Annotated in this window: 12 protein-coding genes; 4 read left to right on the top strand and 8 right to left on the bottom strand. The window is 39.3% G+C overall.

Annotated elements, in window-relative coordinates:
• The first annotated feature begins 161 nt into the window (after window positions 1-161).
• Genes IGI68_RS11230 through IGI68_RS11240 form a run of 3 tightly spaced genes read left to right on the top strand, consistent with a single transcriptional unit; the run spans window position 162 to window position 3728 of the window.
• Window positions 162-911, top strand: coding sequence for a DeoR/GlpR family DNA-binding transcription regulator (locus IGI68_RS11230; RefSeq protein WP_438732907.1), 750 nt, complete (start codon window positions 162-164; stop codon window positions 909-911).
• A gap of 2 nt (window positions 912-913) precedes the next feature.
• A complete protein-coding gene (pfkB, locus tag IGI68_RS11235; RefSeq protein WP_438732909.1) occupies window positions 914-1846 on the top strand; it encodes a 1-phosphofructokinase in 933 nt (310 codons plus the stop codon).
• Window positions 1836-3728 carry a PTS fructose transporter subunit IIABC gene (locus IGI68_RS11240; RefSeq protein WP_438732911.1) on the top strand — a complete coding sequence of 631 codons (1893 nt, stop codon included), beginning with the start codon at window positions 1836-1838 and terminating at the stop codon, window positions 3726-3728. Before pfkB ends, IGI68_RS11240 begins: the two co-directional genes overlap by 11 nt.
• A gap of 111 nt (window positions 3729-3839) precedes the next feature.
• On the opposite strand, the gene glmM is transcribed toward IGI68_RS11240, so the two are convergent.
• From glmM to cdaA, 3 genes are read right to left on the bottom strand one after another with little or no spacing between them, the layout of a single operon-like run.
• Window positions 3840-5195 carry a phosphoglucosamine mutase gene (gene glmM, locus IGI68_RS11245; RefSeq protein WP_373781237.1) on the bottom strand — a complete coding sequence of 452 codons (1356 nt, stop codon included), beginning with the start codon at window positions 5193-5195 and terminating at the stop codon, window positions 3840-3842.
• A gap of 33 nt (window positions 5196-5228) precedes the next feature.
• Complete coding sequence (locus tag IGI68_RS11250; protein WP_438732914.1) at window positions 5229-6371, bottom strand: CdaR family protein; 1143 nt, start codon at window positions 6369-6371, stop codon at window positions 5229-5231.
• Window positions 6371-7258, bottom strand: a complete 888-nt coding sequence (gene cdaA / locus IGI68_RS11255; RefSeq protein ID WP_071875678.1) for a diadenylate cyclase CdaA — start codon at window positions 7256-7258, stop codon at window positions 6371-6373. The genes IGI68_RS11250 and cdaA overlap by 1 nt, the downstream gene beginning before the upstream one ends.
• A 176-nt stretch (window positions 7259-7434) precedes the next feature.
• Here cdaA and IGI68_RS11260 point away from each other — a divergent pair, with 176 nt between their 5' ends.
• Window positions 7435-7947, top strand: coding sequence for a thioredoxin domain-containing protein (locus IGI68_RS11260; protein WP_438732916.1), 513 nt, complete (start codon window positions 7435-7437; stop codon window positions 7945-7947).
• A 47-nt stretch (window positions 7948-7994) separates the two neighbouring features.
• Here IGI68_RS11260 and IGI68_RS11265 read toward each other — a convergent pair whose 3' ends face one another.
• From IGI68_RS11265 to rapZ, 5 genes are all read right to left on the bottom strand, one after another.
• The gene (locus IGI68_RS11265) at window positions 7995-8699 is read right to left on the bottom strand and encodes an amino acid racemase (RefSeq protein WP_071875680.1); all 705 of its coding nucleotides are present in this window, start codon (window positions 8697-8699) and stop codon (window positions 7995-7997) included.
• A gap of 2 nt (window positions 8700-8701) precedes the next feature.
• Entirely contained in the window at window positions 8702-9955 is a 1254-nt protein-coding gene (locus IGI68_RS11270) for a carboxylate--amine ligase (protein ID WP_071875687.1), read from the bottom strand.
• A 124-nt stretch (window positions 9956-10079) separates the two neighbouring features.
• A complete protein-coding gene (gene whiA, locus IGI68_RS11275; RefSeq protein WP_071875681.1) occupies window positions 10080-11015 on the bottom strand; it encodes a DNA-binding protein WhiA in 936 nt (311 codons plus the stop codon).
• A gap of 27 nt (window positions 11016-11042) precedes the next feature.
• The gene (locus IGI68_RS11280) at window positions 11043-12044 is read right to left on the bottom strand and encodes a gluconeogenesis factor YvcK family protein (RefSeq protein ID WP_071875682.1); all 1002 of its coding nucleotides are present in this window, start codon (window positions 12042-12044) and stop codon (window positions 11043-11045) included.
• Window positions 12041-12925 (bottom strand): RNase adapter RapZ, encoded by an 885-nt coding sequence (gene rapZ / locus IGI68_RS11285; RefSeq protein WP_071875688.1) that lies wholly within the window; start codon window positions 12923-12925, stop codon window positions 12041-12043. The genes IGI68_RS11280 and rapZ overlap by 4 nt, the downstream gene beginning before the upstream one ends.
• Window positions 12926-13094 lie beyond the last annotated feature (169 nt).

A 13094-nucleotide genomic window follows, 5' to 3' on the forward strand; every position in this document is an offset into this window, starting at 1 on the left:
CCCATCAAGTATAGCATTTTCCGATTTCTCCTTAAAGGGAACAATCATTAAAAATCAGATTCTTTTGATTGAATTTTTGACTGATTTTGCTCATATTTGACTGTTTTTGATTGATTGTTCTTCTTTTCTATGCTAATATACCTTTAGAAGGAGGTTTGAAAATGCTTACAACCGAAAGACATCAGTTTATTTTAAACTACTTAGAGACACATGGAACCATTACGATTCATGAAATCTCCGCTGCCTTAGCAACCTCAGAGTCGACGATTCGCCGAGATTTACAATTTCTCGAAGATCAAAAACTACTCCTTCGTGTTCATGGTGGCGCGCAACGAAAAACACAATTAAATCATGAAGCTTCGATGGCTGAAAAACGTCAACAACATCTGATCGAAAAACAAAAAATTGCTAAATATGCCGGGACGCTCATTAAAGAAGGCGATACGATTTTTTTAGATGCTGGTTCCACTACTTTAGAGATGATCCCCTACCTTCCAACAGATCCGACTTTAAAAGTCGTAACCAATTCTGTGACCCACGCGCTTCAATTACTCGAACGAGGCATTGAGACGATGATTTTAGGGGGCACATTAAAACGCACAACCAATGCCATTGTCGGTCCAACTGCTGTCGAGCAATTGCAACAATTGTATTTTGATAAAGCTTTCTTAGGGATGAATGGGATCGACGAGCAAGCGGGTTACACGACACCGGATACGGAAGAAGCGATCATCAAAAAAACAGCCGCTCGCCAAAGTCAAGAGGCCTTTGTACTTGCTGATCGCTCAAAATTCAAGCAACGAAGCTTCGTCCAAGTGCTGTCACTCAAACAAGCGATGATCCTAACTGACAATTGTCCGAAAGACTATCTTAAAACACTTAAAAAACACACAAAAGTAACGGAGGTATAAATATGATTTACACAGTTACACTAAATCCCTCAATTGACTATATCGTTCATGCCGAGACAATCGAAATGGGCGCAGTCAACCGGATGAGTGCCGACTTAAAACTACCAGGTGGAAAAGGCATCAACGTTTCGCGTATTTTGAATCGTCTAGAAGTCCCCGCTATCGCAACCGGCTTTTTAGGCGGATTCACCGGTCGCTTTATTGATGACTGGTTAGAAGCAGAAGGTGTCCCAACAGATTTCACGCCAATCAAGTCTGATACGCGCATTAACATTAAACTAAAAGCGGAGGTCGAAACAGAAATAAACGGTCTAGGACCAAGCGTTTCGTCTTTAGAAATTGCACGCTTAAAACAGTCGCTCCAGTCTTTAAACGCAAATGACATTGTGGTGCTTGCGGGTAGTGTCTTACCTTGTCTCCCCCAAAACTTTTACCAAGAATTAATCGAACTGATTAAAGCACAAGATGCCGAATTTGTGATTGACACAACCGGTGAAAATCTTTTAAACGCTCTCCCGCACCAGCCTTTATTAATTAAGCCAAATAAAGAAGAATTGGGCGAATTGTATCACACGGAAATCACTGAACTTTCCGAGGTGATTCATTACGGAAAAAAACTTTTAAAAGATGGACCGCGTTTTGTGCTTATTTCAATGGCCGGTGATGGTGCCTTATTGTTTACCAAACAAGGGGTCTATCAATCTAACGTCCTTAAAAGACCTTTAAAAAACTCCGTCGGTGCAGGCGATTCGATGATTGCCGGTTTTGTTGGCCAATGGACGCAAACGAATGATCCAATTGAAGCCTTTAAGTGGGGCGTTGCTTGCGGAAGTGCCACGGCATTTTCAGATGACCTTGCGACCGCAGCCTTTATTTCAGAGTTATTACCAGAAGTTACGATTACAATTTTAGAGGAGGATTACAATGAAAATTAATGATTTATTACAAAAAAACTTAATGATCATGGATTTACAAGCAACTGATAAACAAAGTGCGATCGAAGAAATGGTACAACGGTTATATGAAGAGAAGATTATTTCAAATATCGAAGAATTTAAGGCAGGAATTTTGGCCCGTGAAGCACAAACGTCAACTGGCTTAGGCGATGGTGTCGCGATGCCTCATGCTAAAAATGCTGCTGTTCTTCAACCAGCCGTATTATTTGCGAAAAGCCCACAAGGTCTTGATTACGAAGCATTAGATGGACAACCGACTTCCCTCTTCTTTATGATCGCAGCCCCTGAAGGCGCAAACGATACACACTTACAAGCCTTAGCGGCACTTTCAGGTCGTTTAATCGATGCTGATTTTTTAACAAAATTAAATCAAGCACAAACGCCTGATGATGTTCAAATGTTATTTGCTGAAGAAAAAGAAACAACTGAAGAACCTGCGCTACAAGAAAATTTTGCTGGTGATCGTCCATTCATTATCGCAGTTACCGCCTGTCCAACTGGAATTGCTCATACTTTTATGGCAGCTGACGCCTTAAAGAAAAAGGCAGCTGAAATGGGTGTGGAAATCAAAGTGGAAACAAATGGTTCAGAAGGGATCAAAAATAAACTGACCCCAGAAGATATTAAGCGCGCGCAAGCAGTCATTGTCGCAGCGGACAAAAAAATTGAAATGAATCGTTTTGATGGTAAACCATTACTTAATCGTCCTGTTAGTGATGGCATCCGCAAAACAGAAGCGTTAATCACGGAAGCTGTCAGTGGGAACGCGCCTATCTTCCATGGAGATAACCAAGCCTCTTCAGAAGAAAGTGCCTCTAGTACTTCCTTAGGACAAGAAATCTATAAAAACTTAATGAATGGTGTTTCCCACATGCTTCCTTTTGTCATTGCTGGTGGTATTTTAATTGCTATTTCATTCATGGTCGATCAATTTATTGGTGTTCCAGTTGATTCACTAGGGCAATTAGGCTCTTTCAACCCACAAGCTGCTTGGTTTAATCAAATTGGCGGCGCTGCTTTTGGCTTTATGTTACCGGTATTAGCTGGATTTATCGCGATGAGTATTAGTGATCGTCCAGGACTTGTCGCAGGTTTTGCTGCAGGTGCGCTTGCAAGTTCCGGTGGTGCTGGCTTTCTTGGCGCATTAGTTGGTGGTTTCTTAGCAGGTTACGTGATCGTATTCTTACGTAAGATTTTTGCGAACTTACCAAAATCACTAGATGGAATTAAAACCATTTTATTTTATCCATTCTTTGGTCTTTTAATCACTGGTTTCTTAATGTTATTAATCAATGTTCCAATGAAAATTATCAATGATGGTTTTAATAACTTTTTAGGTAGTATGGACGGCACGAATGCTGCCCTACTTGGAATCTTACTTGGTGTCATGATGGCCGCAGACTTAGGTGGTCCAATCAACAAAGCTGCCTATGTCTTTGGTACAGGGACATTAGCTGCAACCGTCACAACTGGTGGTAGCGTTGTAATGGCTTCTGTTATGGCTGCTGGAATGGTTCCTCCGCTCGCGATTTTCGTGGCAACTCGTCTCTTTAAAAACAAGTTTACGCAACCAGAACGTGAAGCTGGCTTAACAAATATTATTATGGGATTATCTTTTGTCACAGAAGGTGCCATTCCCTTTGCTGCAGCCGATCCGTTCCGTGCGATTCCTAGTTTCATGCTAGGTTCTGCGTTAACTGGTGGACTTGTCGGTGCATTCGGAATTAAATTATTAGCGCCACACGGTGGAATCTTCGTGATTTTACTCTTAAGTAATCCTTTATTATACCTACTCTTTATCGTAATCGGCGCCATCGTTTCTGGCGTTGTCTTAGGTCTTCTCAAAAAACCTTCACACTAAAACGAAAAAGCAGTTTCCGATCACTTGACGATCGGAAACTGCTTTTTTTAACGATTCAATGACCAAAAAACACCCTCAGAAAGATTTTTCTCCTGAGGGCGTTTATCATAATTAGTCGATTCCGATTTCTTCCCGAACGACTGCCGCAATTTTTTCGACATAGTATTCGACAAGCTCGTTCGTTGGTGCTTCAGCCATGACACGCAGTAATGGCTCAGTTCCAGAAGGACGGACAAGAATACGTCCATTACCAGCCATTTCAGCTTCTGCTTCATCAATGACTGCTTTAATTGCTGGAACGTCCATCACACCTTCTTTATTTGATACGCGAATATTAACTAGCTTTTGTGGGTAAATCGTTACTTCTGCTGCAAGTTCAGATAATTTTTTGCCAGTTTGTTTCATAACATTCAGCAATTGGATTCCTGAAAGCATGCCGTCTCCTGTGGTATTAAAATCAAGGAAAATCATGTGACCTGATTGCTCGCCTCCAAAATTATAGCCATTTTTACGCATTTCTTCTACGACGTAACGGTCACCGACTTGCGTCACAACATCTTGCATGCCCGCTTCTTCGAGTGCTTTATGGAAGCCTAAATTACTCATAACGGTTGTCACAATTGTATTGTTTTTCAAGCGTTTTTGTTGCGCTAAGTACTTCCCACAAATATACATGATTTTGTCACCGTCAACGATATTACCTAACTCATCGACTGCAATGACACGGTCGCCATCGCCATCAAAAGCTAAACCGACATCGGCTTGTTTTTCTAGCACAAATTCCGCTAACTTTTCTGGGTGCGTCGATCCAACACCGTCATTGATATTAATACCGTTTGGTGAAGTCCCAATGGTGTAAAATTCTGTTTCTAGATCTGCAAATAAACGATTGACAGAGGTTGCTGTCGCACCGTGCGCCGCGTCTAAACAAACTTTGATACCAGAAAGATCACCATTAATGGTTTGTTCTAGGAATTGAGAATATCTTAATAGTCCTTCAGGGAACTCTTCTAACGTTCCAAGTCCTTGTGCTGAAGGTCTTGGTAATAAATCTTCAGGAGCATCTAATAAGGCTTCAATTTCTAATTCTTGCTCATCGACCAATTTAAATCCGTCGTTTCCAAAGAATTTAATCCCGTTATCTTGCGCGGGATTATGTGAAGCAGAAATCATCACGCCAGCACTTGCTTTTTGCGTCCGCGTTAAATACGATACACCAGGTGTCGCAATCACACCAAGTTGAAATACTTCAATACCGACAGATAAGAGACCGGCAATTAAGGCACTTTCTAACATCTCACCTGAAATACGTGTATCACGTCCAACTAATACTCGTGGGCGTTGCTCGCCACTTTCGTGTTGGCTCAAGACATAGCCACCATATCTACCTAATTTAAATGCTAATTCTGGTGTCAATTCCTTATTCGCTTCTCCACGGACACCATCTGTTCCAAAATATTTACCCATTTTTATAATCTCCTCATTCATTAAAGTTAATTTTTATTCCTCTGAAGGAATCGTTTCTTGTTCTGGATCATCAACAGATTCTTTCACACCTGCCAAGCTCAAGGTTTTTTCGTCTGTTTTTTCACTAGTAGTAGATTCCGAGGTGTTCGTCTCGGAAGTTGTTGCACTTGTCGCATCCGAATTAGCAGTGGATTCACCTGTAGAATCTTGGGTACTTTCGGCGGTTGGAATCAACACAGGCGTGATGGTCACATTCACTTGTTGGGGATAGACAAACATTCCTTCTGCTACTTTTAGTGTGACGGTTTGTTGAACTTTTTCGCTAATACTTGAAATATCAATGACTGCGCTTAACTGACTATAATTAGCCAATTGCTCAGGAGAACCAATGATCACTGCCATTGGTTGACTCGCCATCATTTCATAATGAGAAATCCCTGCAGGCATCTCACCCACTTGCTCTAAAATAAGAGGGACTTCTTTTTGTGGTGCTTTGATTTCGAGTGTGACATTCGCTTTTTCGGAAGATAAAAAAGCACTAATGATTTCGCCTTCTTCATTCACTGCGTAAAGAGTGACCTCTTTCGACATATTTTGGTCAACGTCAGATAAATTATCAAGATTCGCGATAACTTTTGTGATTTCTTTCATGCTTTCGTTCCCTGTTGTCACTTCTACTTCTTTAGGATTCACACTAACAGTCGAAATTTGATAACCTTCTGCTAAATTGTCATCAGAGATCATCACTTCTACTGGCAATGTTTTCGTTTCTAACTTTTCAATCGTGACCGTAATACTCGTCGGTTCCAATGTTGCCGTCACACCGGTCGTTAAATTTTGGACTTTTAGCGGTACCGTATGAGTCCCTTCCGTAAGGCCCGTTAAATCCGTGACAACGCGAAAACTTCGGGTTTCTTGATTGACTTCACTATTTAACAAAATTCGATTCAAACTACTTAAGCGGACTGTCGCTTCTGGCTCGTACCCTTGAATAAAGTATTTTTCACTATCATAAATGGGTTGAATCGCTACTCCTTGAATGGTTTCTTCTAAGGTATTGGGTGACATAATCGCCGTGGTAATATTTGAACTGTTCGGACTGAAAAATAGAATTAACGTAAAGACAAGTGACAATAGTGCATACATCAAATTACTGATACGCTCTTTGGTAAACATTATTTATCACCTCTCGTAAGTCGGTTAAATTCTCGCCAAATATTGGCTAAATAATTTTTCTTTTCTACTTTAGTTTCAGTAGATAGAATGGTTTCATTTAATAATTCAATGTATTCCTCTCGACTTAAGTTCGCGTATAAATGATTATCATAGGCAATGCTAATATCGCCAGTTTCTTCTGACACAATTAATGTTAGAGCATCACTTACCTCAGAAACCCCAACAGCAGCACGATGTCGTGTACCAAAATGTTTCGGAATGAGTAAGCTTTCTGAGAGCGGTAAATAGGCGCACGCTACAGCAATCTTTCCATTTTTGACAATTACGGCTCCATCATGTAAAGGCGTATTCGGGATAAAAATATTAATCAGCAATTCCTCTGAAATATCCGCATCAAGTGAGATCCCTGTTTCAATATACTCATCAAGTGCCGTATTTTTTTCAATCGTAATTAAGGCACCGATTTTTCGTTTAGACATATACTGTAACGCCCGGTCCATCGCTTGGACTGTTTGTTCATTGATATCCGTCTTTCCTTTCGGGGCACTCAACAAACTCGTTCGACCTAAATGTTCCAGTCCACGACGAATTTCTGGCTGAAAAATGACAATTCCAGCGATTACTCCGTATATAATGACTTGATCCATTAGCCATGAGAGTGTATGAAGTCCGACTATTTCAGAAAAAAAACGGATTGCAATAAAGACTGCTACACCTTTTAACAGTTGAATTGCTTTGGTTCTTCGTAACAGTTGGATTAATTTATAAATAATAAACCAAACCACGAGGATATCTAAAATGTTAACAAAGAGTGAACCGGTCAGTACATCTTGAGAAAAAAGTTTTTCCCAGTAGTCTGCATTAAAAATATTCCCTATGTTACTCACATCGCTACACCTCCTTTTACCGTCATTCTCAACACATTTATTATACCATAGCTTTATCGTAAATTTGAAATTTTTCAGCAAATAATCAGTTGTAACACTTCTTTCTTACTAGATTAAGAAATATTTGTTATAGTAAAGATAGACCCATTACCCATGGATAAAAGGAGACGATAGAGATGGATACATCGAATATTAACGCACAAAAAGTAAATCATACGACTGGAATATTGATTGGTGAAGCAGCTCCCAAACAACTGATCGAATTTCAAAATGTGCGCTGCCCTTATTGTAAAAAATGGTTTCAACAATCCTTTGACGAATTACAAGAAGCGGTGAAAACTGGAAAAGTTCAACGTGTTATTAAACTATTTGATAAAGAAAAAGAATCGTTACAACGCGGAAATGTCATGCACCGTTTTATTACGAAAAATGATGGCGTTAAAGCCTTAAAAGAACTCGCTAAAATATACGAAACCCAAAACCAATGGGGCGCACTCTCACTCGAAGAAGTGGCTACTTTTGCCAAAGAACAACTGGGATTAACAGAGCAAACCGATGCTGCTACAACGGAACATGTCATCCATGAAGCACAGGCAGCTTCGATTCAATTTGTGCCCACTCTCCTTTTGGATGACCATATTTTTGACGAGTCAATCACGACTGAGACGCTCGCTTCTTACTTGAATTAACCGAAAATACCCATCGACACGTTTAATCGTATCGATGGGTATTTTTATCATTCTTTTCGAAGCGCAAGAGCTCGTTCAATGGTTCGATCCACCAAAACCGATTGCGCATCAATAACGGGGTAATCATGTTGCCCAAAGGACGCTTCCATTAACGAAAGCTCGGTACAACCGAGTATGATTTGTTTACATCCGGCATCGACTGCATCTTTCAAAATTTCAACATACAGTGACTGATTTAAAAAATCATTTTCTTTAATATCGTGATAAATCAAATGATTAATTTTATCTTGTAATTTTTCTGTTGGAAGATAAACTTCTAATCCAGCTTGGCGCATTTGTGTTTCGTAAATTCCCGCTTTGACACTTCCAGTTGTGCCAAAAAAAGCCACTTTACCTACTTCTTTTTGCTTCAAGACTTCTTTCACCGCTTCTTTTGGCATATGCAATATCGGAATTGGTGTAGCTGCTTGTAACGTATCAAAGAAATGGTGCGCGGTATTACACGTTAAGACAATGAAATCTGGTTTTAATAAGTTTTGTTTCTCAATGTCATCTAATAAGTACGGGAGCGGACTGTCATTCGTTGCATCTAAAATATAAGCCGTTCGATCTGGAACCGTCGCATGATTAAATAAAACATAATTTAAGTAATCTTGATCTTTATGAGTTACTACTCGTTCATTTAATAAGTGAACAAAACTCTCTGTTGCCATCGTTCCCATCCCACCAAGAATACTAAAAAAATGTTCCATACTTAACCTTCTTTCTTTTGAAAATATTTTTTAAAGCGTTCGTGATACATGTAGAACGCTCTTTTCATTAATAGAAAACGTCTCAAGGAGCGGTCCTTCTTGTAAAATAAGGTCGTTCCCCAATTTCCGCTTTCCAGTAGTTGTTTGGCACGCGCTTTTTCAGAATTATCTTGGGTATAGGTCAAAAAGATTTTTTTAGGAACACCTAACCATAATTTGTCTTGGGATGTGCCTTTCTTCCCATAGATAGTCCCTTCAAAAGGACGATCAAACACTAAATCTTCTGTAATAAAACGAGCTAAGTTTAGTCCATTTAACGTTAAGAAGAAACTACTTCTCCCTTGGCGTAAATTGATTTCAAATAATTTGTATTGGCCATCGCGTGAATCATATTTCATATCAAAATTCGCAAAGCCGACGTAGCCAATTGCTTTTAAGAATGTTTCGATTTGTTGGTAGACTGCTTGATTTTCATCCGGTAAAATCACCACATAATTCCCAACAGAGCCAGGGGTCGGATCTTCGAGTAATGGATGACCCAGTCCCATCATCCGCACTTGGTGACGTTCATCCACATAGGCGTTTAAAACACGCATGTGACTATCATCGCCGGGAATAAAATCTTGGACAATCATTTCACTTTGATAACCCGCTTGATAAATCCGTTCAATGATGACATCAAATTCGGCACGTTCATTCAAGATAAAGGCTTTTTTACGTCCTTCAAAATCCACAGAAAGCCACTCCACACTATTGGCTGGTTTTAAGGCAATCGGAAATTCAAAGGGTAGTTCACCAACAAATTTACCTGCCACTAATGATTCTTTTCGAATAATAACGGTCGCCGGATAAGGCAATTGATATTCTTCACATACTTCATAAAAGGAAACTTTATTCACTAATCTTTCAAACAAATCATAATTATTGGCAATAAAAGTATAGTACGGTGCCAGTTTTTCTTTATTTTTAGCGAGTAATTCAGCGTACCCATCGCCACAAGGAATTAATAAATAGTGCATGTCTGGATTATTATAAGTTGATTTAGCTAAGGCTAATAACGTCTCCGTAAAGACTGGGTCTTCATCAAATCCCATCTTTGGATGAACGGTTACGATATGACTGAACTTAGTGGGTGCTAGTAAGTGATCTGCATAAGCCACCGATTTAATTCCATACGCTTCATGAAAAGCCTTCGCCATTCCGTAAACATTCATATCACTTCCTAATAAAATAGGAATGAATTTCATTTGTTCCATCATACAACACTCTCTTTTTTCAAGATTTTTTCAATAGGTTTATCATATCATAAACAAAATGGTAAACAAAGTCACAATAGTCAATGATTATTGAAAAATATAACTTTGCATTTATGAATGATTACTAATGAATATTCTCTCGTAAATTTTCGGCAAATTCGTTAATTTTGCGAATTCGATGATTGATACCTGATTTTGAAATTGGACCCGTTGATAGCATTTCACCTAGTTCTTTCAAGCTTACTTCAGGATTTTCTAAACGAAGTTCCGCAATTTCTTGTAACTTCTCCGGTAAAGCCTGAAGCCCGACGCGTTCATCGATAAAACGAATATTTTCAATTTGTTTAGACGCTGCGTCAATTGTTTTATTCATATTGGCTGTCTCACAATTGACAATGCGATTCACCGAATTACGCATGTCGCGCACAATACGCACATCTTCAAATTTTAACATCGAATTCGTTGCACCAATTAATGTTAAAAAATCAGCAATATGTTCGGCACCTTTTAAATAAGAAATATACCCATTGCGTCTTTCAAGTGTTCGACCATTTAACCCATAATAATTGAGCATATCACAAATATCTTGGTTATGTTCCTCATAGGTCGAATAAATTTCGAGGTGATAACGACTTGTCTCTGGATTATTAACAGAACCAGATGCCATGAAGGCCCCTCTTAAATATGATCTCATTTTTTGAGAATTGCCCATAATTTCATCCGACACATGACTATGAAACATCATACCCTCTAGAATCGCCAAATCATCTAAAACGCTTCTTGTTTCATGTTTCAAACGAACAATATAAACATTATTCTTTTTTAATTTCATTTTTCGACGCACTAATAACTCACTACGAACATGGTAGTGATCTTTCAGTAACGAATAAATCCGACGCGCAATGGCCGCGTTTTCCGTCTGCACATTTAGCACAATCTGCTGGTTGACGATACTAATGGAGCCATTCATTCGAATAAGGGCAGCTAATTCTGCTTTCGCATGTTCTCGATGCACTTCGAGTGTCGTCAATTCTTTTTTCACTTCTGCTGCAAAAGACATTTTTTCACTTCCTTACTCTTTGTTTTTCTATCGTTTCGCCCCAGAGACAATCCGTAACAATTCTTCGATGACTTTGTCTCCATCATGATAGACACAGTCTCCTCTGAGTTCTAAAAAGTCTGCGGAAACTACGCGGCACCCTTGTTCTCTCAATGCGACAAAATCGTGGGTCACTTGAACAAGATGTTCATCATAGACCTCAAAATCAATGTACGCATCTGGCACTTTTTCAATATTAACCAATACTGTGCTAATAAATGGTTTCTTCAAATGTTTATTTAAAACTTTGACATGATCGGCATCCGTAAAGTGTTCGGTTTCCCCTTTTTGAGTCATAATATTGCAGACGTAGACAATCTCTGCTTCCGTGCGACTTAGAGCCTCATGAATTTCCGGAATCATTAGATTTGGGAGAATACTCGTAAACAAGCTACCTGGTCCCAAAACAATCATATCTGCCTCTAATATAGCAGAAACGACTTTAGGCGCAGCTTTCACGACGTCATCATTATTCTGATTTGTAACATAAACGTGATCAATTGTTTTACGGCTTAAGGCAATTTTTGACTCCCCAACGGCCGTCGTACCATCAGTAAAGACCGCATGTAGCACTAAAGGCTCATCGGATGACGGATATACTTTACCATCAACATGCATCATTTTAGCGAGTAATTGCACCGCCTCATACGTGCTATCGCGCATTTCAGACATGCCAGCGATAATTAAATTTCCTAAAGCATGATTGGCTAAGAATTTGTCTTCTTTTTTAAATCGATATTGAAAAATATCGGAATACAACTTAGGCATATCCGATAAAGCGACTAACACATTCCGTAAGTCCCCTGGAGGTGCCATGCTTGTAATCGACTCACGTAGTTCACCACTACTTCCGCCATCGTCAGCCACTGTCACGATGGCGGTAATATTCACGCCTTGGTTTCTCATACTTTTTAAAAGAACTGGTAATCCAGTTCCTCCACCGATAACGACAATTTTAGGTTTGCGACTTTGTTGTGTTTTTATACTCATGATCGATTAACCGTCTCTTTCCGTTTATCTTTGTCACGATGCGTTGTATTCACTTTGTACTCAACTTCTAGCGCTTGCGCCAATCGTTTAGTTAAGGCAACTGAACGATGTTGACCACCTGTACAACCAATCGCAACCGTTAAGCTTCGTTTTCCTTCTTTAATATAGCCAGGCATGATTTTAAATAATAATTGACTAAAATATTGATAAAAGTCTTCCGTTTGTTCTGAATGCATCACATAGTCATAAACTTCTTGATCTAAGCCCGTTTTGGGTCTAAGTTCTGGAATATAATGTGGATTTGGTAAAAAACGAACGTCCATCACGATATCTGCATCAATGGGAATGCCATATTTAAAACCAAACGATAGCATTTCAATACGAAAACCGACATCTTTAGAAGATTGAAACTCTTGATTAATTTTATCACGCAATTGACGAGGCGTAAGCGATGTCGTATCAATGACGATCGATGCTTGGGTCTTCAAATCTTCTAGAATCGCACGTTCTTTGCGAATTCCTTCCGTGATTAAGCCGTCCATCGCCAGCGGATGCGTCCGTCTTGTTTCTTTATAACGCGAAACGAGTTCACTATCAGATGAATCTAAGAATAAAATTCGTGTATCAATAAATGATGTATTTTCAATATCAATGAGCATTCGCTGAATTTCTTCAAAAAATGAACGGGAACGTAAATCAACGACTAAAGCAATTTTCGTTAATTTCCCAGTTTCTTTCACTAATTCCCAAAATTTTGGAACGAGATTGGGCGGCATATTATCAATACAAAAATACCCCATATCTTCAAAACTTTGGATTGCAACCGTCTTTCCTGCACCGCTCATTCCAGTAATAATGACAAGTTCTAAACTCTCAGCCATCTTCATCATCCCTTTTTCCCTTTTTATTCTTTCTATTGTAACATCCCTAGCGTATCATTACTATTCTTTTTAACCAAATTATCATCTGCTCTCACAACCAGAGTGAAACGTCCGTTTGACTTCTCGCAAAAGAGGAGCGAAGACTACAATACAGTCTTCGTTCCTCTTT

The organism is Enterococcus sp. DIV1314a (assembly GCF_051713805.1).
Taxonomy (GTDB): domain Bacteria; phylum Bacillota; class Bacilli; order Lactobacillales; family Enterococcaceae; genus Enterococcus_I; species Enterococcus_I aquimarinus.

Excerpts from the sequence above, each read along its gene's own strand:
- whiA (WP_071875681.1), bottom strand. The coding sequence starts at position 11,015 with ATGTCTTTTGCAGCAGAAGTGAAAAAAGAATTGACGACACTCGAAGTG.
- IGI68_RS11240 (WP_438732911.1), top strand. The coding sequence starts at position 1,836 with ATGAAAATTAATGATTTATTACAAAAAAACTTAATGATCATGGATTTA.
- IGI68_RS11270 (WP_071875687.1), bottom strand. The coding sequence starts at position 9,955 with ATGGAACAAATGAAATTCATTCCTATTTTATTAGGAAGTGATATGAAT.
- glmM (WP_373781237.1), bottom strand. The coding sequence starts at position 5,195 with ATGGGTAAATATTTTGGAACAGATGGTGTCCGTGGAGAAGCGAATAAG.
- IGI68_RS11260 (WP_438732916.1), top strand. The coding sequence starts at position 7,435 with ATGGATACATCGAATATTAACGCACAAAAAGTAAATCATACGACTGGA.
- IGI68_RS11230 (WP_438732907.1), top strand. The coding sequence starts at position 162 with ATGCTTACAACCGAAAGACATCAGTTTATTTTAAACTACTTAGAGACA.
- IGI68_RS11280 (WP_071875682.1), bottom strand. The coding sequence starts at position 12,044 with ATGAGTATAAAAACACAACAAAGTCGCAAACCTAAAATTGTCGTTATC.
- IGI68_RS11265 (WP_071875680.1), bottom strand. The coding sequence starts at position 8,699 with ATGGAACATTTTTTTAGTATTCTTGGTGGGATGGGAACGATGGCAACA.
- pfkB (WP_438732909.1), top strand. The coding sequence starts at position 914 with ATGATTTACACAGTTACACTAAATCCCTCAATTGACTATATCGTTCAT.
- rapZ (WP_071875688.1), bottom strand. The coding sequence starts at position 12,925 with ATGGCTGAGAGTTTAGAACTTGTCATTATTACTGGAATGAGCGGTGCA.
- IGI68_RS11250 (WP_438732914.1), bottom strand. The coding sequence starts at position 6,371 with ATGTTTACCAAAGAGCGTATCAGTAATTTGATGTATGCACTATTGTCA.